Source organism: Microbacterium sp. Bi128, from assembly GCF_918698205.1.
Genome location: NZ_CAKKMM010000037.1, coordinates 1 through 19722 on the forward strand (window position 1 = coordinate 1; position 19722 = coordinate 19722).

General features: G+C 70.4%; 25 protein-coding genes and 1 pseudogene. 20 read left to right on the forward strand and 6 right to left on the reverse strand.

What is annotated here, in order from left to right; all coding sequences use genetic code 11:
* Both LQV45_RS05160 and LQV45_RS05165 read left to right on the forward strand, forming a co-directional pair.
* On the forward strand, nt 1-423 hold a 423-nt coding region (locus LQV45_RS05160), incomplete at its 5' end, for an iron chelate uptake ABC transporter family permease subunit (RefSeq protein ID WP_230006062.1).
* A pseudogene (locus LQV45_RS05165) lies at nt 420-1161 on the forward strand (ABC transporter ATP-binding protein). The gene LQV45_RS05160 and the pseudogene LQV45_RS05165, both read left to right, overlap by 4 nt.
* A 58-nt stretch (nt 1162-1219) precedes the next feature.
* Here LQV45_RS05165 and lipA read toward each other — a convergent pair.
* Both lipA and lipB read right to left on the reverse strand, forming a co-directional pair.
* A complete protein-coding gene (gene lipA, locus LQV45_RS05170; RefSeq protein ID WP_230006063.1) occupies nt 1220-2254 on the reverse strand; it encodes a lipoyl synthase in 1035 nt (344 codons plus the stop codon).
* Nucleotides 2251-2889: a lipoyl(octanoyl) transferase LipB gene (lipB, locus tag LQV45_RS05175; RefSeq protein ID WP_230006064.1), complete on the reverse strand. Its 639-nt coding sequence runs from the start codon at nt 2887-2889 to the stop codon at nt 2251-2253. The genes lipA and lipB overlap by 4 nt, the downstream gene beginning before the upstream one ends.
* Before the next feature lie 67 nt (nt 2890-2956).
* Here lipB and LQV45_RS05180 point away from each other — a divergent pair, with 67 nt between their 5' ends.
* Together LQV45_RS05180 and ffh are read left to right on the forward strand one after the other, a co-directional pair.
* Nucleotides 2957-3514 carry a TetR/AcrR family transcriptional regulator gene (locus LQV45_RS05180; protein ID WP_230006065.1) on the forward strand — a complete coding sequence of 186 codons (558 nt, stop codon included), beginning with the start codon at nt 2957-2959 and terminating at the stop codon, nt 3512-3514.
* A 43-nt stretch (nt 3515-3557) separates the two neighbouring features.
* Entirely contained in the window at nt 3558-5102 is a 1545-nt protein-coding gene (gene ffh / locus LQV45_RS05185; RefSeq protein WP_230006066.1) for a signal recognition particle protein, read from the forward strand.
* A gap of 9 nt (nt 5103-5111) precedes the next feature.
* On the opposite strand, the gene LQV45_RS05190 is transcribed toward ffh, so the two are convergent.
* Nucleotides 5112-5834 (reverse strand): SGNH/GDSL hydrolase family protein, encoded by a 723-nt coding sequence (locus LQV45_RS05190; RefSeq protein ID WP_230006067.1) that lies wholly within the window; start codon nt 5832-5834, stop codon nt 5112-5114.
* A gap of 50 nt (nt 5835-5884) precedes the next feature.
* A complete protein-coding gene (locus LQV45_RS05195; protein WP_230006068.1) occupies nt 5885-7048 on the reverse strand; it encodes a glutamate--cysteine ligase in 1164 nt (387 codons plus the stop codon).
* A 191-nt stretch (nt 7049-7239) separates the two neighbouring features.
* On the opposite strand from LQV45_RS05195, the gene rpsP reads away from it, so the two are divergent.
* Genes rpsP through trmD form a run of 4 tightly spaced genes read left to right on the forward strand, consistent with a single transcriptional unit; the run spans nt 7240 to nt 9233 of the window.
* Nucleotides 7240-7650, forward strand: coding sequence for a 30S ribosomal protein S16 (gene rpsP, locus LQV45_RS05200; protein WP_138172409.1), 411 nt, complete (start codon nt 7240-7242; stop codon nt 7648-7650).
* A gap of 5 nt (nt 7651-7655) precedes the next feature.
* Nucleotides 7656-7886, forward strand: coding sequence for an RNA-binding protein (locus LQV45_RS05205; protein WP_138172408.1), 231 nt, complete (start codon nt 7656-7658; stop codon nt 7884-7886).
* A complete protein-coding gene (gene rimM / locus LQV45_RS05210) occupies nt 7886-8542 on the forward strand; it encodes a ribosome maturation factor RimM (RefSeq protein ID WP_230006069.1) in 657 nt (218 codons plus the stop codon). Before LQV45_RS05205 ends, rimM begins: the two co-directional genes overlap by 1 nt.
* Before the next feature lies 1 nt (nt 8543).
* Nucleotides 8544-9233, forward strand: coding sequence for a tRNA (guanosine(37)-N1)-methyltransferase TrmD (trmD, locus tag LQV45_RS05215; RefSeq protein ID WP_230006070.1), 690 nt, complete (start codon nt 8544-8546; stop codon nt 9231-9233).
* A gap of 57 nt (nt 9234-9290) precedes the next feature.
* Here the strand turns inward: trmD and map are convergent, their stop codons facing one another.
* A complete protein-coding gene (gene map / locus LQV45_RS05220) occupies nt 9291-10073 on the reverse strand; it encodes a type I methionyl aminopeptidase (protein ID WP_138172405.1) in 783 nt (260 codons plus the stop codon).
* Between the two features lie 128 nt (nt 10074-10201).
* On the opposite strand from map, the gene LQV45_RS05225 reads away from it, so the two are divergent.
* The 11 genes from LQV45_RS05225 (at nt 10202) to LQV45_RS05270 (ending at nt 18175) form a co-directional block, all read left to right on the forward strand.
* The gene (locus tag LQV45_RS05225; RefSeq protein ID WP_138172404.1) at nt 10202-10693 is read left to right on the forward strand and encodes an MFS transporter permease; all 492 of its coding nucleotides are present in this window, start codon (nt 10202-10204) and stop codon (nt 10691-10693) included.
* A 160-nt stretch (nt 10694-10853) separates the two neighbouring features.
* Nucleotides 10854-11201: a 50S ribosomal protein L19 gene (gene rplS, locus LQV45_RS05230; RefSeq protein ID WP_230006078.1), complete on the forward strand. Its 348-nt coding sequence runs from the start codon at nt 10854-10856 to the stop codon at nt 11199-11201.
* 160 nt (nt 11202-11361) lie between these two features.
* Complete coding sequence (gene lepB, locus LQV45_RS05235) at nt 11362-12105, forward strand: signal peptidase I (protein ID WP_230006071.1); 744 nt, start codon at nt 11362-11364, stop codon at nt 12103-12105.
* Nucleotides 12102-12755 carry a ribonuclease HII gene (locus LQV45_RS05240; RefSeq protein ID WP_230006072.1) on the forward strand — a complete coding sequence of 218 codons (654 nt, stop codon included), beginning with the start codon at nt 12102-12104 and terminating at the stop codon, nt 12753-12755. The genes lepB and LQV45_RS05240 overlap by 4 nt, the downstream gene beginning before the upstream one ends.
* A 55-nt stretch (nt 12756-12810) precedes the next feature.
* Nucleotides 12811-13134, forward strand: coding sequence for a DUF2469 family protein (locus LQV45_RS05245; RefSeq protein ID WP_134126534.1), 324 nt, complete (start codon nt 12811-12813; stop codon nt 13132-13134).
* Nucleotides 13135-13227: 93 nt separating this feature from the next.
* Nucleotides 13228-13404 (forward strand): YraN family protein, encoded by a 177-nt coding sequence (locus LQV45_RS35775; protein WP_308288818.1) that lies wholly within the window; start codon nt 13228-13230, stop codon nt 13402-13404.
* Entirely contained in the window at nt 13385-13591 is a 207-nt protein-coding gene (locus LQV45_RS35780) for a YraN family protein (RefSeq protein ID WP_308288819.1), read from the forward strand. Before LQV45_RS35775 ends, LQV45_RS35780 begins: the two co-directional genes overlap by 20 nt.
* Complete coding sequence (locus LQV45_RS05255; RefSeq protein ID WP_230006073.1) at nt 13588-15111, forward strand: YifB family Mg chelatase-like AAA ATPase; 1524 nt, start codon at nt 13588-13590, stop codon at nt 15109-15111. Before LQV45_RS35780 ends, LQV45_RS05255 begins: the two co-directional genes overlap by 4 nt.
* Complete coding sequence (gene dprA, locus LQV45_RS05260) at nt 15108-16268, forward strand: DNA-processing protein DprA (protein ID WP_308288820.1); 1161 nt, start codon at nt 15108-15110, stop codon at nt 16266-16268. Before LQV45_RS05255 ends, dprA begins: the two co-directional genes overlap by 4 nt.
* A 263-nt stretch (nt 16269-16531) precedes the next feature.
* Nucleotides 16532-17437 carry a tyrosine recombinase XerC gene (locus LQV45_RS05265; RefSeq protein WP_230006074.1) on the forward strand — a complete coding sequence of 302 codons (906 nt, stop codon included), beginning with the start codon at nt 16532-16534 and terminating at the stop codon, nt 17435-17437.
* Nucleotides 17438-17551: 114 nt separating this feature from the next.
* On the forward strand, nt 17552-18175 hold the full coding sequence (locus tag LQV45_RS05270) for a DUF3060 domain-containing protein (RefSeq protein ID WP_230006075.1): 624 nt from the start codon (nt 17552-17554) through the stop codon (nt 18173-18175).
* A gap of 16 nt (nt 18176-18191) precedes the next feature.
* On the opposite strand, the gene LQV45_RS05275 is transcribed toward LQV45_RS05270, so the two are convergent.
* Complete coding sequence (locus tag LQV45_RS05275) at nt 18192-18707, reverse strand: murein hydrolase activator EnvC (RefSeq protein ID WP_230006076.1); 516 nt, start codon at nt 18705-18707, stop codon at nt 18192-18194.
* Between the two features lie 314 nt (nt 18708-19021).
* Between LQV45_RS05275 and rpsB the strand changes: the two genes are divergently transcribed.
* Nucleotides 19022-19722: 30S ribosomal protein S2 (rpsB, locus tag LQV45_RS05280; RefSeq protein WP_230006077.1), on the forward strand; the 701-nt coding region annotated here is incomplete at its 3' end.

Below are 19722 nucleotides of genomic sequence, written 5' to 3' on the forward strand. Positions count from 1 at the left end.
ACGGGGATCGTCGGGTTGCTCGGAGTGCTGGCGCTGGGGGCGCAGCGGCGGGGGCTGCGGGCACTCGAGCTCGACGACGCAACCGCGACCGCTCTCGGTTTTCGTGTCGAACGCGTGCGGATCGGCGTGCTCGCCACCGCGGTGGTCCTCGCCGCCGTCGCCGTCTCGGCTGCCGGTCCGATCGGTTTCGTCGCGCTCGTCGCGCCGCAGTTGGCGCGCCGGATCGGAGGCGTGGGGCCGCTGTCGCTCTGGGCCGCGGCGGCTGTGGGCGCGGCGCTGGTCAGTGCGGCCGACCTCCTGGGGCAGTACGCCGTGCCCGGCGTCGACCTCCCCGTCGGAGTCGTGACCGGAATCGTCGGTGCCCCCTACCTCGTGTGGCTGTTGGCGCGGGGAACCCGTACTCGTCCCGGAGGACTGACATGAACGACAGACCCGTCGACCTGCGCGCGGAGGCTGTCTCACTCGCCTACGACGCGCGGCCCGTCGTCGAAGATCTCACGCTCGCGATCCCACCGGGACGCATCTCCGTCATCGTCGGGGCGAATGCGTGCGGCAAGTCGACTCTGCTGCGGGCACTGGCACGACTGATCGCCCCGTCCGCGGGCACGGTGTTGCTCGACGGCGCCGACATCAGATCCCGGCCCACCGCCGAGGTCGCCCGACGACTCGGTCTGTGACGATGAGATCATCGACGCGGCGATGTCGACGACGGGAGTGCTCGACCTCGCTGCTCGTTCGGTCGATTCCCTGTCGGGTGGTCAGAGGCAACGCGTGTGGATCGCGATGGCGCTCGCGCAGCAGACCGATGTCCTGTTGCTGGACGAGCCGACCACGTACCTCGACGTGAGCCACCAGATCGAGGTTCTCGATCTGTTGGCCGACCTCAATCGCGAGCAGGGCGTCACGATCGTCATGGTGTTGCACGAGCTCTCGCTCGCCTGCCGCTATGCCGACCACCTCATCGCGATGTGCAACGGCCGGATCGTGCGCGAAGGCACGCCGGAGCGGATTGTCGACGTCGACCTCGTGCGAGAGGTGTTCGGCATCGACTCCGTCATCGTGACCGACCCCGCCTCGGGGATGCCCCTGGTCTCACCGATCAGCCGGCATCGGCGGACGCCTGCCCCGGGCGACGGGACCCGGGTGTCCGATCGGGAATGACCCGCGGGGAGGCGCGATCGCCCGTGGGTCGCGCCCCGCGGCGTCGGCCCGTCCGCCGTCACACCGCCTGCGCGAAGCCGGCGTCTGCTTCCGCGATGTCCTTCGCGAGGTGCGAGAGGTGCGGGGGGATCTCGCGACCCTTCGACACCATCGACTGGGCCCAGAGGCGACCCGCGCGGTAGGACGAGCGCACCAGGGGCCCGGCGAGCACGCCGAGGAACCCGATGCGCTCGGCCTCCTTTTTGAACTCCACGAACTCGGCGGGCTTGACCCACCGCTGCACCGGCAGGTGGCGCGGTGTGGGACGCAGGTACTGCGTGATCGTGATGATGTCGGTGCCGGCGTCGTGCAGGTCCTGGAGCGCCTGCACGACCTCTTCGGGCTCCTCGCCCATCCCGAGGATGAGGTTCGACTTGGTGATGAGCCCGGCCTCGCGCGCGGCCGTCAGCACGCCGAGCGACCGCTCGTAGCGGAAGGCGGGGCGGATGCGCTTGAAGATGCGCGGCACGGTCTCGACGTTGTGGGCGAACACCTCGGGCCGCGAGGCGAAGACCTCCTCCAGCAGGGCCGGGTTCCCCGAGAAGTCGGTGGCGAGGATCTCCACGCCCGTGCCGGGGTTCTCGGCGTGGATGCGCCGCACGGTCTCGGCGTGCAACCACGCGCCCTCGTCGGGGAGGTCGTCGCGGGCGACGCCCGTGACGGTGGCGTAGCGCAGCTGCATGCGCGAGACGCTCTCGGCGACGCGGCGAGGCTCGTCGGTGTCGTAGTCCGCGGGCTTGCCGGTGTCGATCTGGCAGAAGTCGCAGCGCCGTGTGCACTGCGAGCCGCCGATGAGGAACGTCGCCTCGCGGTCCTCCCAGCACTCGAAGATGTTCGGGCAGCCCGCCTCCTGGCAGACCGTGTGCAGGTCCTCGGTCTTCACGAGGTTCTGCAGCGCGGTGTACTCGGGCCCGAGGCGCGCCTTGGTCTTGATCCACTCGGGCTTGCGTTCGATCGGGGTCTCGGCGTTCCGCACCTCGAGACGCAGGAGCTTCCTCCCGTTCGGGGCGGTGGATGCCGCACCCTGTGCGGTGCCGGTCCCGCAGGCGCTCATGCCGCCACCGCCGCGTACTCGGCCCGGAAGACATCCTCGACGGAGCCGACGATGTCGGCGGGGGAGACCTCGGCCCCGACGACTTCGCTGACCGTGGTGACGCCGGCATCCGTGATCCCGCACGGGATGATGCCGCGGAAGCCCGCGAGGGTGTTGTCGCAGTTGACGGCGAAGCCGTGCATGGTGACGCCTCTTTCTACGCGGACGCCGATCGCCGCGATCTTGTCGGTGCCGAGGGGGCGGCGCACCCACACGCCGCTGCGTCCCTCGACGCGGAAGCCGTCGACACCGTGGCGGGCGAGGACGGTGATGAGCAGTCCTTCGAGCCGGCGCACGTGCGCCACGACGTCGAGGGGTTCGGGGAGCCGGACGATGGGATAGCCCACGAGCTGGCCCGGGCCGTGCCACGTGATCTTGCCGCCGCGGTCCACGTCGATCACGGGCGTGCCGTCGGCGGGGCGCTCGTGCGCCTCGGTGCGCTTACCGGCCGTGTACACGGCCTCGTGCTCGAGCAGGAGAAGAGTGTCGGGACGGATGCCGGCCACGACGTCGGCGTGCACCGCCCGCTGCCGGGCCCAGCCGTCGAGGTACGGCACGTAGTCCGGGGCGAGCCCCACGTGGTCGATGTCGAGCATCTGTGCTCCCGCCGTTGTTGGATTGCGTCCAAGAATACACACGAGTCGCGCGTCCTAGGCTGTTCGCATGGCCTCCGAATCCCGCAGCGGTCGTCCGCGCGCCTCATCGCGGGAAGTGCTGTCGGAGGCGGCCTGCGAGCTGTTCCTCGAGCAGGGGTACGACTCGACGTCCGTCTCGGACATCACGCAGCGGGCGGGCGTCAGCCGCTCGAGCTTCTTCAACTACTTCTCGGCGAAGAGCGACGTGCTGTGGTCGGGGTTCGACGGGCGCGTCGACGAGGCCATCGCGGCACTGACAGAGTCCGACGCGTCGCCGACGGAGGCGCTCGTCTCGATCGGTCGGGACTTCGCTCCCGACGCCCTCGCGCTGGCGATCGCGAACGCCGACGTCATGGGTCTCGCCGCCGAACTCGACCGCGACCGCGCCCAGCGCCAGTTCCGGCTGCAGCGCGAGGTCGCGGCCCGGCTGGTCAGCGAGGGTGAAGAGCGGTTGCGGGCGCAGGTGCGCGGGGGTGCGGTGGCCGCCGCGGTGCTCGCGGCGGTGTGGGCCTGGGCCGAGCACACCGCCGGCGGTCCGGCCCTGGCAGACCTCCTCGCCACGGCCCTCGCGGACGCGCGCGCCTGACTCGGGCGGCGAACGGCGCCACCGCCGGTAGAATCGGATGATCATGGCGACTTTCGGCACTCTCTCCGACCGGCTCACAGAGACCTTCCGCAATCTGCGCAAGAAGGGGCAGCTGACCCCCGCCGACGTCGACGGGACGGTTCGCGAGATCCGTCGCGCACTGCTCGACGCCGACGTCGCGCTGCCCGTCGTGAAGGAGTTCACCGCGGCGGTGCGCGAACGCGCCCTCGGCGACGAGGTCAACCGCGCCCTGAACCCGGCGCAGCAGGTCGTGCAGATCGTCAACGACGAGCTCGTGGGCATCCTGGGCGGTCAGCAGCGCCGCCTGCAGTTCGCCAAGAACCCGCCGACGGTGATCATGCTCGCGGGCCTCCAGGGGTCGGGTAAGACGACGTTCGCGGGCAAGCTCGCCAAGATGCTCGAGAAGGATGGCCACACGCCGCTCCTCGTGGCGTGCGACCTCCAGCGCCCCAACGCCGTCAACCAGCTGCAGGTCGTCGCCGAGCGCGCGGGTGCCGCGATCTACGCGCCCGAGCCGGGCAACGGCGTCGGAGACCCCGTGAAGGTCGCGCGCGACGGCGTCGCCTACGCCGAGCGTCAGCAGCACGACATCGTCATCATCGACACGGCCGGTCGTCTCGGTGTCGACGCCGAGCTGATGAAGCAGGCCTCCGACATCCGCACGGCGACCCAGCCCGACGAAGTGCTCTTCGTCATCGACGCGATGATCGGTCAGGATGCCGTGAACACGGCGAAGGCCTTCCAGGACGGTGTCGACTTCACCGGCGTCGTGCTGTCCAAGCTCGACGGCGACGCGCGCGGTGGTGCCGCCCTGTCGGTGGCCTCGGTCACCGGTCGCCCGATCATCTTCGCGTCGACCGGTGAAGGGCTCGACGATGTCGAACCCTTCTACCCCGACCGCATGGCATCCCGCATCCTCGACCTCGGTGACATCCTCACCCTGATCGAGCAGGCGCAGCAGGCCTTCGACGAGGCCGAGGCGATGAAGGTCGCCGAGAAGCTCGCGACCGAGACCTTCACGCTCGAGGACTTCCTCGAGCAGATGCAGCAGATGAAGAAGATGGGCTCCATGAAGAAGATGCTCGGGATGCTCCCGGGTATGGGCTCCATGAAGCAACAGCTCGAGGACTTCGACGAGCGCGAGATCGACCGCACCGAGGCGATCATCCGCTCGATGACGCTCGTCGAGCGACGCAACCCGAAGATCCTCAACGGCTCGCGTCGTCTGCGCATCGCCCGCGGCTCGGGAATGACCGTGACCGATGTGAATCAGCTCGTGCAGCGCTTCGACCAGGCCGCCAAGATGATGAAGACCGTCGCGCGCGGCGGTGTGCCCAACATCCCGGGTATGGGTCCCGTCGGCGGAAAGCCCGGCGCGTCGTCCAAGCGCGGCAAGCAGCAGAAGGCGAAGGGGTCGCGGTCGGGCAACCCCGCCAAGCGCGCCGCCGAGAACGCCGGCATCGCTGCAGCCGCTCCGGCGACCGGTTCGGGCTTCGGCCTGGGTGGGCAGAAGGCGCCGAGCGAGGCCGACCTCGCCGAGCTGCAGAAGATGCTCGGCCGCGGCTGAGCCGCGGGATCAGGGGAGGACGCCGGCGCTCTGCAGCGCTGACACCACGGTCTGCTCGATGGCCCGCTGACCGCGGGCGGTGGGGTGAACGTCATCGTCCTGCATCCAGTCGGGGTGACCGACCAGGGGCTGGCCGACGTCGATGAAGGTCCCCCCGACGGTGTCGATCGCCTCGTGCAGGGCATCGGAGGTCGTGGCGGTGTCGTCCGGAACGTCCGGGTCGTCGTTCCAGATGGTGCTCAACCCGACGATCCGCGCGTCCGGCGCCGCCTCGTGCAGCTGGGCGACCGTATCGTCCGTGTCCGTGCGGATCTCGTCGGGGTCCTGCCAGAAGTCGTTGCTCGAGGACTGCACGATGATGAGCTGGGGCTGCAGCGCAGCGATCGCGGGGGAGAAGCCGGAGTAGGCGGTGCCGCATTCGCCGTCGACGACGAATCCCATCCCGCCGCACGCGAGGTTGGTCAGGGTGACGCCCTCGCGCGCGGCGAGGAGTTCGGGCCAGGCCTCGCCCCACGGCAGGCCGGAACCGGACATCAGCGAGTCGCCGAGCGTGACCATTCGGACGGGAGGCGTCGACGCCGTGACCGGGTGCGCTGCCGCGGGAGTGGGGGCGGCAAAGGTCAGCGCGGGCACCGGTTCGCCGGCGGCGGGGGCGCACCCGCTGAGGGTGGCGATCCCGCCGGCCGCGAGAGCGGCGAGCAGTGTCATCGCGACAGAGGGCCGACGGATCATGGCGCGATCCTACGGCCGCGAAGCTATGAGTCCGCGCGGAGTCCGGGGGCTCAGACGCGCAGCGAGGCGAGGTGTTCGCGGAGCGTCGGTCCGCCCCGGAACTCCCGGATCAGATGCTGCACCACGGCCCGCAGATCGCCGTCGGCGGCGTCGGCGACCGCGATCTGGCGCGCCGAGCTGCCGCCCGTGGAGAGGATCGTCTCGAGTCCCGCGAATTCCCGCGCGCACTTCAGCTCGGTGGCGACGTCGGCGAGCTGCTCCATCGTGGTGAGCAGGTGGTCGCGCACGGGGAGCTGAGTGCCCTCCCGGTCGACGATCACGCGGGCGTCCAGCCCGTATCGGGCGGCGCGCCACTTGTTCTCGCGGGCGTACCAGGGCGGGATGCCGGGGAGCTCGCCGCCGGCGTCGAGGATGCGCGAGAAGTGCTCGACGAGCGACTGCGCGAGCGCTGCGACGGCGGCGAGCTCGGGCAGCGTCGACATGCCGTCGCACGCGCGGATCTCGACGGTGCCCCAGTGCGGTGCCGGACGGATGTCCCAGCGCACCTCGCTGGCATCCGCCATCACCCCGGTGCGCACCATGTCGTCGAGGTACGCCTCGAAGTCGCCCCACTCGCGCAGTTGCCACGGCAGGCCCGCGGTGGGCAGCTGCTGGAACACGAGGGCGCGGTTCGAGGCATAGCCCGTGCGCTCGCCCGCCCAGAACGGACTGGATGCCGACAGCGCCTGCAGGTGAGGGAGGTAGACGGTCAGCGCGTTGATGATCGGCATGACCTTGTCGACGTCGTCGACGCCGATGTGCACGTGGACACCCCAGATCATCATGTTCCGCCCCCACCACTGGGTGCGCTCGATGAGCGTGTGGTAGCGCGTCTTGTCGGTGACCTCCTGGTCGAACCACTGCGCGAAGGGGTGGCTGCCGGCGCACAGCAACTCGATGCCGCGCGACTCGGTCTGCGTGCGCAGGGCGGCGATGGCATCCGCGATGTCGTCGACGGCCGCGGCGACGGTCTGACCCACACCGCTGGTGACCTCGACCGTGTTTGTCAACAACTCGCCGGTGACGGTGAAGCGTTCCAGTGCGGTGGCCTCTTCGACGAGGTCGAGGATCTCCGGTGCGCGAGGGACGAGATCGCCTGTTTCACGGTCGGCGAGCATGAGCTCCCACTCCAGTCCGACCGAGGAACGCGCGGACGGTGCGAAGGGGAGCCTCATGCGGTCAGTCTGACACGGCGCCACGCGAGTCAGCGGGTTCGCTACCCGCCGTGTCATCTGGCAGAATAGAGGGTCGGACCCACCACTCGACCCTCTATCCAGTGTCGGTCCGCCTTTTTGAGCTTCCGCCGGGTGTGCACCCCACGCTCCAGGCGTTCGGTTCGTTCGCTTTCCACCATCCAGGAGTTTTCGTGGCTGTCAAGATCCGTCTCAAGCGTCTCGGCAAGATCCGTGCGCCGTACTACCGCATCGTCGTCGCCGACTCGCGCACCAAGCGCGACGGTCGTGTGATCGAGGAGATCGGCAAGTACCACCCGACCGAGGAGCCGTCGTTCATCGAGGTCGACTCGGAGCGCGCCCAGTACTGGCTCGGTGTCGGCGCTCAGCCGACCGAGCAGGTGCGCGCCATCCTCAAGCTCACGGGCGACTGGGGCACCTTCAAGGGCGACAAGGACGCGAAGTCCACCGTCAAGGTCCGCGAGCCCAAGGCCGCCTTCGAGGTCGACGCCTCCAAGAAGTCGGTCGTCAAGCCCAAGGCCGAGAAGAAGGCCGACGCGGCTCCTGCCGACGAGGCGCCCGCCGCCGAGACCTCGGCAGAGTAAGTCCCGTGCTGTCCGCCGCGCTCGAACACGTCGTCAAGGGGATCGTCGATCACCCCGATGCCGTGACCATCCGTTCCTCCACCTCGCCCCGCGGCGAGGTGCTGGAGGTTCGCGTGCACCCCGATGACCGGGGTCGCGTGATCGGGCGCGGCGGTCGCACCGCCAAGGCGCTGCGCACGCTCATCACGGCCCTCGCCGACGGGCAGCGCGTCCGCGTCGACGTCGCCGACGACTGATGTCGGCCGGCGAAACCGCGGGCGCAGAGCCCGCCAAGACCCAGCTCCGTGTGGGTCGCCTGGTCAAGGCCCACGGCCTCAAGGGCGCGTTCAAGCTCGAGCTGTACACCGATGACCCCGAGGGGCGCTTCGTCCCCGGGAACACGTTCACCCTTCAGGTCCCCGAGTCCTCGCCGTGGCACGGCCGCGAGCTGAAGGTGCGGGAGTTCCGCTGGATGAACTCCCACCCCGTGGCTTTCTTCGAGGGCGTCGACGACCGCAACGCCGCCGAAGAGCTGGTGAAGGCGATCCTCTGGATCGACCAGGACTCCCAGGCCGCTCCCGCCGAAGACGACGCATGGTACGACCACCAGCTCGTCGGTCTCGACGTGGTGCGTGACGGAGCCGTCATCGGCCGGGTCGCGCGCGTCGATCACTTCCCCGCGCAGGATCTCCTGATCGTGCGTCCCACGGGCCGTGGCGAGGATGCCGACGTCCTCGTGCCGTTCGTGAGTGCGATCGTCCCCGAGGTCGACATCGAGGCAGGACGCGTGGTCGTCACCCCGCCGGCCGGTCTCTTCGAAGAGCTCCCGGGCGAGGACGACGCGCCCCGCGACGACACCGCCGATGCGGATGACGCGGCGGAGGCAGGCGACGCCGACTCCCACGGGGACTGACGTGCGCATCGACGTCGTCTCGATCTTCCCGACGATCTTCGACGCCCTCGAGGTGTCGCTCCTGGGCAAGGCCCGTCAGACCGGTTTGCTCGACGTGCGCGTCCACGACCTGCGGGACTACACGCACGACCGTCATCGCACCGTCGATGACACCCCGTACGGGGGTGGAGCGGGCATGGTGATGAAGCCCGAGCCGTGGGGTCTCGCACTCGACGACATCGCCCAGGATGCCGCGGAGCCCCCGGTGATCGTCTTCCCGTCGCCCGCGGGTGAGCGCTTCACGCAGAAGATCGCGCGCGAGCTCTCGCACGAGGACCACCTGGTGTTCGGGTGCGGACGCTACGAGGGCATCGACGAGCGCGTCTTCGACTACGCGGCCGGTCTCGGTCGTGTCCGCCTGCTGAGTCTCGGCGACTACGTGCTCAACGGGGGAGAAGTCGCGGTGATGGCGATGGTCGAGGCGATCGGTCGCTTGATCCCCGGCGTCGTTGGAAACCCCGAGAGCCTCGTCGAAGAATCGCACGAGGACGGTCTGCTGGAGTACCCCTCGTTCACCAAGCCCGCGTCCTGGCGCGGCCATGACGTCCCGCCGGTGCTGCTGAGCGGCAATCACGGAGCGGTGGCGACGTGGCGGCACGAGCAGCAGATCGAGCGCACCCGCGAGCGTCGACCCGACCTGCTGCCCGACTGACGAGGCCCGCGGGGGTGTGGCATCCGCATCCTTCGCCGGATGCCACGACCGCGATGATCAGTCGACGCCGAGGAACGACCGGTCGGTGAGCACGATCGGCCCGTCGGTCGTGATGGCGACGGTGTGCTCCGAGTGGGCGCCGCGCGAGCCGTCGGCGCTGCGCAGGGTCCAGCCGTCGGGGTCGGTGATGAGCTGGTCGGTCGTCTGCAGGAACCACGGCTCGAGCGCGAGGACGAGTCCGTCACGCAGCGGGTATCCGCGCCCGGCCTTGCCGTCGTTGGCGACGTGCGGGTCGCCGTGCATCGTCCGCCCGACGCCGTGTCCGCCGAAATCGGTGTTGATCGAGTAGCCGTCGCCGTGCGCGATCGCCGCGACGGCCGCGGAGATGTCACCGATCTTGTGGCCGACGGTGGCGGCGTCGATCGCCGCGGCGAGGGCGCGCTGCGTCGTGTCGATGAGGGCGAGGTCCTCGTCGCGGGGCGTGCCGACGACGAAGGACACTGCGGAGTCGGAGACCCAGCCGTCGACCGAGGCGGCGAAGTCGAGCGAGACGAGGTCGCCGTCGCGCAGCGCGTAGTCGAAGGGGAGCCCGTGCAGCACGGCGTCGTTGATCGAGGTGCACAGCACCTTGCCGAAGGGGCTCGCGCCGAACGACGGGTGGTAGTCGATGTAGCAGGACTCCGCGCCCGCCGAGCGGATCATGTCGTGCGCGCGACGGTCGAGGTGCAGGAGGTTGGTTCCCACCTTCGTCTCGTCGCGCAGCGTCGCCAGCACTTCGGCGACGAATCGGCCGGCCGGGCGCATGGCGTCGATCTCGGCCGGTGTGCGCAGTTCGATCATCGGTGGTTCCCTTCGTCAGCCTCCCATTCTCCCCGAAGATCGCGACCGATGTGGAGACGTGTACGGCGTGTGGACGGCGGCATCCGGTCTCATAGTCGCCGCACAGCGTCGCCGCGTACTCTTCGGTCATGATGCTGCGTCGACTCTTCCTGAGCTGGCTGTTCCCCGCCGCGTTCGTCCTGCCCCTGTGGCTCTTCATCGGGTGGATCGTCTTCAGCGGCGGGAGCGGTTGGGCCCTCCTGTGGCTCCTCGTCGCGGCTCCGGCGGTGTTCGTCTCGCACATCGTGATCGCGCTCTTGGTGCGCGCGCGGGGGAGCGTGCGTCTGGAGCGGGCGGCATCCTGGCGCGACGTCATCGGGGTCGGCGTCTGGCAGCTCTCGATCGTCGCGCTCGGGTTCTACGACGTGCGGATCTTCTTCCCCCTCCTGGTACTCGGAGTGGTCGGCGCGCTCGCTCTGGTGTGGTCTTCGGCGGCGCAGCTGTGGGCCGAGGCGCGCAGCGGTATCGCGGTACTCCACACCGCCGACGGCACCGGCTACATCCCGCCGACGCGGGAGCAGCCGCGTCCCACGGTCGACGGCGACGTCATCGTCATCTCGGAGAAGCCCGCCGCGGACTGAGCCGGTTTGGCCGGTGCCCCCGTCCGTGGCAGAATAGGCGTTTGTGCCCTGACCGGCTCTGCCTCAGGGGAGTCCGCCGCATCCGCGGCCTCGGGCACGCCTCACTTTTTCCCATTCTTATCGTGCGATCGACCTGTGGCGGTCGCAGGAAGTGACGATCATGCAGATCCTCGACTCCGTCGACGCGGCTTCGCTCCGCTCCGACATCCCCGTCTTCGGCCCCGGCGACACCGTCAAGGTGCACGTCAACATCACCGAGGGCAGCCGCTCGCGTATCCAGGTCTTCCAGGGTGTCGTCATCGGTCGCTCCGGCGACGGCGTGCGCGAGACCTTCTGTGTCCGCAAGGTCAGCTTCCAGGTCGGTGTCGAGCGCACCTTCCCCGTGCACAGCCCCGTGATCGACCACATCGAGGTCGTCACCCGTGGTGACGTGCGTCGCGCGAAGCTCTACTACCTGCGCAACCTGCGTGGCAAGAAGGCCAAGATCAAGGAGAAGCGCGACCGCTGAGTCCGCTTCACCGAACGCCCCGCGATCCGTCGCGGGGCGTTCGTCGTCTGCGGCGGCATCCTGTCTGATCGGATGCCGGGAACGTTCGGTGAGCGCGTCGGAATGTGCGAGGCTTGACTCGCGGTCTTCCGGTGTGCGGTGAGCCCGGCGAAGGATCAACATGAGCGACGAGACCGCAGCTGCACCGGCATCCGCCCCGACGACCCGTCGTCGGCGGGGAGCTCTGACGTTCGCGCGCGACGTCGTGGTGATCCTCCTGATCGCCCTGGTGGTGTCGTTCCTCGTCAAGACGTTCGTGGTGCGGTCGTTCTACATCCCGTCGGCGTCGATGAACAACACGCTGCTGCAGAACGACCGGATCCTGGTCGACGAGCTCACGCCGCGGTTCGGTGACTACTCCCGCGGAGACGTGGTCGTCTTCCGCGATCCGGGCGGCTGGCTTCCCGTGACCCCGCAGGCGCAGCGACCGCCGCTCGTCGAGGCGACGGACTGGCTCCTGTCGCTCGTGGGTCTGTCGGCACCCGACAGCGACGACCACCTCATCAAGCGCGTCATCGGCACCCCCGGTGACCACGTCGTGTGCTGCAACGCGCTCGGTCAGACGACCGTCAACGGGGTCCCGCTCGAAGAGTCGTACGTGAAGCTGTCGCCCGGCGCGACGGCGCCCGAGCCCTTCCCGTACGACATCACCGTGCCCGACGGATCGCTGTGGGTGCTCGGCGACAATCGCAACAGCTCTAAGGACTCGCGCTACAACCAGGAGCAGCCCGGCAAGGGATTCGTGCCGATCGACAACGTCGTGGGGCGCGCGTTCGTCATCACGTGGCCGTTCGACCGCTTCGGGCTGATCGACTTCCATCACGAGGTGTTCGCGGGGGTGCCCGCGCCCGAGAGCGCGCCGTGATCGAGCCGACCCTCACCCTCGAACGGCGGCTGCTCAAGGAGCACGCGCTCGTCATCGCGTGCGACGAGGTGGGCCGCGGGGCGCTGGCGGGTCCGGTCGCCGTGGGGGCGGCGGTGATCGATCCGACGCGGTCGCGCAAGCGGGTGCCGACGGGCCTGCGCGACTCGAAGCTCGTGCCAGAGGCGCGCCGGCCCGACGTGGCCGCCCGTGCGGCGGCCTTCGTGCAGGAGAGCGCCGTCGGCTGGGCCAGCTCCGAGGAGATCGACGAGATCGGCATCATCCGCGCCCTGGGTCTCGCCGCGGTCCGCGCGATCGCGGACTTGCGCGCGCACGGGATCGTCCCCGAGGACGCGCTCGTGATCCTCGACGGCAACCACGACTACATCACCCCGGCGGGGGAGCGCGGGCTGCGCGTGCGCCCGATCGTGAAGGCCGACCGGGATTGCGCGAGCGCGGCCGCGGCATCCGTCATCGCCAAAGTCGCGCGCGACACGCTCATGACGCACCTGCACGATGATCTGCCCGCCTACGGCTGGGCGCGCAACAAGGGCTACGCGAGCCTCGATCACCGTGAGGCGATCGGCGTGCACGGCATGAGCGTGCACCACCGGCACTCGTGGGCGATCGCGGCGGCGCCGACGCTGTTCTGACGCCCACGGCGGACGGTCTGCCGCCGCCGCGTCCCGCGCCTAGGATGGAAGCACCATGGATGACGACGTCTTCGAGGACTACGACCGCGAACTCGAACTGGCCCTGTACCGCGAGTATCGCGACGTGGTCTCGCAGTTCCAGTATGTGATCGAGACCGAACGCCGGTTCTACCTCGCCAACGACGTGAATGTCGTGCGCCGCGACACCGAGCACGACTTCTACTTCGAGATCTCGATGACCGACGTGTGGGTGTGGGACATCTACCGCGCCGACCGTTTCGTGAAGTCGGTGCGGGTGCTGACGTTCAAGGACGTCAACGTCGAAGAGCTCTCGCGTCGCGACTTCCAGCTGCCCGAAGAGCTGTCGCTCGACAACTGACGGCTCCTCCCCAGCCGTCGTTCTTCGTCGGCCGTCCCCGATTCGGGTTTCTGGGCCCTCGGCGGACGTCAGCCGGATGCCACGCTCTCGGGCATGGCAGCGAAAGACGACTTCGGACGAGCCGGTGAAGAACGGGCCGTCCGCCACCTGACCGCGAACGGGTACCGGATCCTCGACCGCAATTGGCGGTGTCCGCAGGGCGAGCTCGACCATCGTCGCCGAGACCGCCGGCTCGCTCGTCGTGGTCGAGGTGAAGGCCCGGACGAGTGAGGCGTTCGGGCACCCGTTCGAGGCGATCGACAAACGTAAGGCGACGCGCCTCTGGCGGTTGGCGATGGCGTGGATCGCGGTGCACCCCGGCGAGGCGCGTTCCCGGCGTCTGCGCATCGACGCGATCGCGCTGATCGGTGCCAACCCCCGCACGGCCCGCCTGGAGCACCTCGAGGACGCGCTGTGACCGTCGCGCGGACGTGGGCCGTCGCGCTCACCGGTGTGCGCGGCGACCTCGTCGAGGTCGAGGCCGACCTCTCGCCCCAGACGCCCGAGTTCGCGATCATCGGGCTCCCCGACAAGGCGCTCGGTGAGGCCGGGCGGAGGGTGCGGAACGCCTGCACCAACCGCGGGCTCGAACTGCCCAAGCGACGGCTGACGGTGAACCTGTCGCCGGCGAGCCTGCCGAAACGCGGGTCGGCGTTCGACGTCGCGATCGCGGTCGCCGCGCTGGCGACGACGGGGACGATGGATGCCGCCCGCGTCGCCGACACGGTGCACATCGGCGAACTGGGCCTCGACGGTCGGCTGCGCCCGGTTCCGGGCGTTCTCCCGGCGGTGTTGACCGCGCAACGAGCGGGCAGGTCGCGGGTCGTGGTGCCGGTCGCGAACGCGGCGGAAGCAGCGCTCGTCGACGGCATCGAGGTGCGCGCAGCCGTCTGCCTCGCAGAGGTCGTGCGCTGGCACGGAGGCGCGAGCGAGGCTCCAGATCTTCCGGCGGTGTTGGCCCCGGACGAGCCAGCGTCCGTCGGGGAGGTCTTAGATCTCGCCGACGTCGTCGGGCAGCCCGACGCGGTGGAGGCCCTGATCGTCGCCGCCGCCGGTGGACACCATCTACTCATGAGCGGCCCGCCCGGCGCGGGGAAGACGATGCTGGCGCGCCGCCTCCCCGGCATCCTGCCCGATCTGGACGACGAGGCCGCGCTGTCCGTCGCCTCGATCCGGTCCCTGTCCGGAGAGGTGGTGACGCGACTGTCTCGGACGCCGCCGTTCGAAAGCCCCCACCACGGTGCGAGCGCGGCCGCCCTGATCGGGGGAGGATCCGGAGTCGTGCGGCCGGGGGCCATCGCACGCGCGAGCGAGGGCGTGCTGTTCCTTGATGAGGGCGGCGAGTTTCCCGCGTCGGTGCTGGACGCGCTCCGGCAACCGCTCGAGAACGGTGTCATCCAGCTGCACCGGTCGGGGGTGTCCGCGACTTTCCCGGCCCGGTTCCAGCTCGTCGTGGCCACCAACCCGTGCCCGTGCGGGCAGTACGGCGTTCCCGGCGCAGTGTGCGAGTGCGCGCCGCAGGCGATTCGGCGGTACACGCGCAGACTCTCGGGACCGCTGCTCGACCGCATCGACCTCGACCTGCGGTTGCAGCGCGTGTCGCGCGCACGCCGCGACGGCGGATCGCCCCTGGTGACGACGACGGAGGCACGCGCCATCGTGCGCAGCGCCCGAGAACGCGCAGCGCAGCGATGGGCGGATACGCCCTGGCGACGCAACGCTGATGTGCCCGGTACCTGGCTGCGGGGCCCCGCGCTCCCGGACGGCGAGATTCTCCGTCCTCTGGACACGGCTCTCCGACGCGGTTCGCTCACGCTGCGCGGGTACGACCGTCTGCTGCGGGTGGCGTGGACCGTGGCAGACCTCGCCGGTCGAGATCGCCTGCACGGCGACGACGTGGGACGAGCGCTGTTCCTCCGACACGGGAGTGTCGCGTGAACGGCATCGAGCAGTCCCCGGATGCGGTGGCCGAGGCCATGGACGGTCTGGGCGTCGCGGGAGGCGTCGACCTCGCCGACGCCTACGCCCGGGTGTGGTGGACCGTGCTCGCCGAGCCCGGCGACGGGGCGGCCGGCGAGCTGATCGCCCGGTACGGCGCGATCGAGGCGCTCCGCATCGCGACGACGGACACCGACGACGAGTGGGATGCCGCTCGCGAGCGATGGCGCCCCCGCCAGAAGTCCGAGCTCGTCCGGTCGACGCTGGATGCTGCTCGTCGGGCGAGCGCTGCGCTGATCGTTCCGCCCGATCCGCGCTGGCCCGGTCGCCTCGACGATCTCGGTGTGCACACACCGCCGGCGCTCTGGACGCGAGGAGACCTCGGCCGACTCGCGGGCGCCGCCACGGTCGCGATCGTCGGCGCGCGCGCGGCGACACCCTACGGAGAGGCCGTCGCCACGGACCTCGCCGCCGAGCTGGCCTCCGATGGCGTGATCGTGGTCTCCGGGGCCGCGTACGGGATCGATGGAGCGGCACACCGCGCGACCTTGAGGGCCGGAGGGAGCACCGTCGCCTTCCTCGCGGGCGGCGTGGACCGCGCCTATCCGCGCGGGCATGAGAGCCTCCTTGCCGGTGTCGCGGCGTCGGGCGCGGTGGTCAGCGAGACGCCGTGCGGGGCGACACCCACCAAGTGGCGGTTCCTCGCTCGAAACAGACTCATCGCTGCCCTGGCGGATGCGGTCGTCGTCGTCGAGGCGGGCCACCGGAGCGGATCCCTCAACACCGCCGCGCACGCGGCTCAGCTCGGGCGCGCGCTCGGCGCTGTTCCCGGACCCATCACCAGCGCGGCGTCGGCGGGCAGTCATCGCGTGCTCCGAGAGCTCGACGGTGTGTGCGTGACCTCGGCCGCCGACGTGCGCGAAATGCTGGGGGAGCGAGTCACCGGGTCCTCGGAAGGCGGCGCCGAGGGCCGCACCGACGACACCACACGACTTCTCGACGCCCTGTCACCGCGCGCCGGGCGGGATGTCGACGACATCGCCCGTCGCGCGGGCTTCTCCCCGGATGACGCACGAGCACGGCTGGGGTTCGCCGAACTCGAGGGGCGTGCCGTGCGTGACGACGACGGCCGTTGGCGTTCGCTCTCGGCGCGGTGAGGATCTCCCCGAGCAACGAAGCACCGCGGCCGGGGGTGCGCTTCCGGTCCCGGCAGCGGCGGGCAGCTGCAGCGTCGTCTGCCGCGCCGGGGACGTCACCGCCGCCCCGGCGCGCGCAGATGATCCGTCGTTCACCTAGCCGGAGACGTCGCCGTCGTTCACCGAGCCGGGGACGCCGCCGCCGCCCTCGCTCCGCGTAGATGATCCGCCGTTCATGCGCGTCGCACTCCGCCCGCATCGCGCACCGCGGGCAGTCTTGTCTCGTGCGCATCTCCGAAGCGGTCGAGGGCTACCTGAGCCACCTCGGCGACGTGCGCCGGCTCTCGCCCGCCACGGTCCGCGCGTACCGGTCCGATCTCGTCGATCTCGTGCGGGCATCGGGCGATCCGGACGTGCGCGACATCGACATCGAGGCGCTGCGGCAATGGCAGTGGGATGCCGCCACCGCCGGCCTCAGTAAGGCGACGGCCGCCCGCCGCACGTCGGCGGCGAGAGGGTTCCTCGCCTGGGCGCAGGACGAAGGCCTCATCGACGCCGATCCGGGGCAACGTCTCGTGGCCCCCAAGCGCGGGCGCAGCCTTCCCCGGGTCGCGACAGCACCCGCCCTCGACGGGCTGCTCACCGACGCCGAGAGCGCGGCCCGATCCGGAGACCCCGTCGCGCTGCGCGACCACGCCCTCCTCGAGGTTCTCTACGGCACCGGCGCGCGCGTCTCGGAGGTCTGCGGGCTCGACCTCGACGACATCGATGACGAGCGCCGCACCCTGCGGCTCCGCGGAAAGGGCGACAAGGAACGCGTCGTTCCCTACGGCGTCCCCGCCGCCCACGCCCTCGACGCCTACCTCGTCCGGGGCCGCGCCGGGCTCGTCGACCGCGGCGACGGGAGCGGCGGGCCCGCCGTCTTCCTCGGGGCGCGCGGAGGCCGCCTCGGACCCCGCGCCGTGCACGCGCTCGTCTCGCGCGTCGTCGCGCCCGTCGTGGGCACCGAGTCGCTCGGCCCGCACGCCCTGCGCCACTCCGCCGCCACCCACCTCCTCGACGGCGGCGCCGACCTGCGTTCGGTGCAGGAGATCCTCGGACACGCCAGCCTCGGCACGACGCAGATCTACACGCACGTCTCCGCCGAGCGTCTGCGGGACGCGTATCGGCTGGCGCACCCGCGCGCCTGACGCACACGGACCCCTCCTGGCACGTGCGCCCCGCGCATTCGCGCGGCTGACACGCACCGACACGCACCGCGGTTGCGCTTGGCTCCCCTCCACACGGCGTCGTAGCGTTGCCGTGTGAACCGTCGCGCACGACTCGCCGCCTCGGTGATCGGGGTGGTCGTCGGCGTCCCGGTGTTCGTCGGCTGCGGACTCGCGCCCCAACCCGTCATCACCCGGCTGCCGCCACCCGCCGCTTCCGGCACCTCCTCGAGCGCTGTACCGACCCCGTCGAACACGCCGAGTGTCGAGGCCTCGCCTTCGACGGCTCCCTCGCAGAGCCCGGACTCCGCCCCCGATGCCGCCGACGGTTCGCTGACGGACTGCGGCGACGGGGGCACCGCGTCGGTCAACGGCGGTGAGCGGGCGGTCCGCGTCGAGGGAACGTGCGCTCAGCTCACGGTGTCGGGCTCCGCTCTCACCGTCGACGCGAGCGGCGCCACGATCGGTGTGCTGACCCTCGCCGGTGACCGCATCCGCGTCATCGCGGCATCCATCGACAGCGCGACGAGCCAGGGCAACGACAGCGCCCTCGCCGTCTCGGGAGCCGTCGGACGACTGGACCTCAGTGGCGACCGTGCGACCGTGACGGTCGGCGGCGCGATCTCGTCGCTCCTCGTCCGCGGCCAGGACAATACCGTCACCGCCGGCGGCGGCATCGGCGAAAGCGCGATCGAGGGACGCGACAACCGCATCGGCTGAGCGACCGCCATCACCCTCAACAGCACGGGAGCAGGACCGCCCGCGGCACCCCGCCGAGCAGACGCAGCGGATTGACGTAGTCGCCGTTCCAACGCACCCCGAAGTGCACCGTCCCCGTCGCCGTGTGGCCTCCCTCGGCCACGTCGCCGATCGGATCGCCGCGGGCGACGGCATCCCCGACGCGGAGCGCCGTCGTCACCGGCTCGAACGTCGTGACCAGGCCGTCGCCGTGGTCGACCGTCACCACCGGGCGACCGGCGACGGGCCCGGCGAACGCGATCGTCCCGGCGGCGGGGGAGCGGACCCGCCCGACCGCGCCGAGATCCACTCCGCGATGGCCGGCCGCGTACCGGTGCACCGGCGCCTCGAATGGACGCACGATCTGTACGGCGTCGACCGGCCAGACCCAGCCGCGGTGCGCGAGCGGATCGTCGTCACCGGCCCACGCCGGTCCGACGCCCCCAGCCCCCGCGATCACGACGAGCGTGAGGAGCATCCACCACCGCCGCGCGGTCGCGAGTCGAGCGTTCATGCCTCGATGGTGCCGGGGAGGGGGGAGCCGTCGCGGGCAACGCGGACCGTTCCGTGCACGGCCCTCGAACCAGGCCTCGTGGGGAGGAGCCGTCCTGTATGCTGGAGGACGCATCCCGTCTCTCGGGATGACTCCGCGTGCCCACAGCGCAGCGCGCTGGTCTCCGGATCAGCGCATCGCGCGGCATCCACACCCCACGGTCCTCCGCTCCGGCGGAAAGGCGGGTGTGCGCCGGGCACCAGGCTCGCCGCTCGATCGAACGGCGCGAACAACCGCAACCACGGCGTGAAAGCGCCCAGAACAGGAGTACGACCATGGCCCTCGTCACCATCCGCCAGCTGCTCGACAGCGGCGTGCACTTCGGACACCAGACCCGCCGGTGGAACCCGAAGGTCAAGCGCTTCATCCTGACCGAGCGCTCCGGTATCCACATCATCGACCTCCAGCAGTCGCTGTCGTACATCGACAAGGCCTACGAGTTCGTCAAGGAGACCGTCGCGCACGGCGGCACCATCCTCTTCGTCGGCACCAAGAAGCAGGCGCAGGAAGTCCTCGCCGAGCAGGCGACCCGCGTGGGCCAGCCCTACGTCAACCAGCGCTGGCTCGGTGGCCTCCTCACCAACTTCCAGACGGTGTCCAAGCGCCTCGCCCGTATGAAGGAGCTCGAGGAGCTCGACTACGAGAACCCGGCCGAGAGCGGCTTCACCAAGAAGGAGCTCCTGCTCAAGAAGCGCGAGCTCGACAAGCTGCACAAGTCGCTCGGTGGTATCCGCAACCTGACCAAGGCGCCGTCCGCGCTGTGGATCGTCGATACCAAGAAGGAACACCTTGCTGTCGACGAGGCCAAGAAGCTGAACATCCCGGTTGTGGCCATCCTGGACACCAACTGCGATCCCGACGAAGTCGACTTCCCGATCCCGGGTAACGACGACGCCATCCGCTCCGTCAACCTGCTGACCCGCGTTGTCGCCGACGCCGTTGCTGAGGGCCTCATCGCCCGTAACCAGCGCGCCAC

Coding starts and splice junctions, on each gene's coding strand:
- lipA (WP_230006063.1), bottom strand. CDS start 2,254: ATGAGCGCCTGCGGGACCGGCACCGCACAGGGTGCGGCATCCACCGCC.
- lipB (WP_230006064.1), bottom strand. CDS start 2,889: ATGCTCGACATCGACCACGTGGGGCTCGCCCCGGACTACGTGCCGTAC.
- LQV45_RS05180 (WP_230006065.1), top strand. CDS start 2,957: ATGGCCTCCGAATCCCGCAGCGGTCGTCCGCGCGCCTCATCGCGGGAA.
- ffh (WP_230006066.1), top strand. CDS start 3,558: ATGGCGACTTTCGGCACTCTCTCCGACCGGCTCACAGAGACCTTCCGC.
- LQV45_RS05190 (WP_230006067.1), bottom strand. CDS start 5,834: ATGATCCGTCGGCCCTCTGTCGCGATGACACTGCTCGCCGCTCTCGCG.
- LQV45_RS05195 (WP_230006068.1), bottom strand. CDS start 7,048: ATGAGGCTCCCCTTCGCACCGTCCGCGCGTTCCTCGGTCGGACTGGAG.
- rimM (WP_230006069.1), top strand. CDS start 7,886: ATGTCGGCCGGCGAAACCGCGGGCGCAGAGCCCGCCAAGACCCAGCTC.
- map (WP_138172405.1), bottom strand. CDS start 10,073: ATGATCGAACTGCGCACACCGGCCGAGATCGACGCCATGCGCCCGGCC.
- LQV45_RS05225 (WP_138172404.1), top strand. CDS start 10,202: ATGATGCTGCGTCGACTCTTCCTGAGCTGGCTGTTCCCCGCCGCGTTC.
- rplS (WP_230006078.1), top strand. CDS start 10,854: ATGCAGATCCTCGACTCCGTCGACGCGGCTTCGCTCCGCTCCGACATC.
- lepB (WP_230006071.1), top strand. CDS start 11,362: ATGAGCGACGAGACCGCAGCTGCACCGGCATCCGCCCCGACGACCCGT.
- LQV45_RS05245 (WP_134126534.1), top strand. CDS start 12,811: ATGGATGACGACGTCTTCGAGGACTACGACCGCGAACTCGAACTGGCC.
- LQV45_RS35775 (WP_308288818.1), top strand. CDS start 13,228: ATGGCAGCGAAAGACGACTTCGGACGAGCCGGTGAAGAACGGGCCGTC.
- LQV45_RS05275 (WP_230006076.1), bottom strand. CDS start 18,707: ATGAACGCTCGACTCGCGACCGCGCGGCGGTGGTGGATGCTCCTCACG.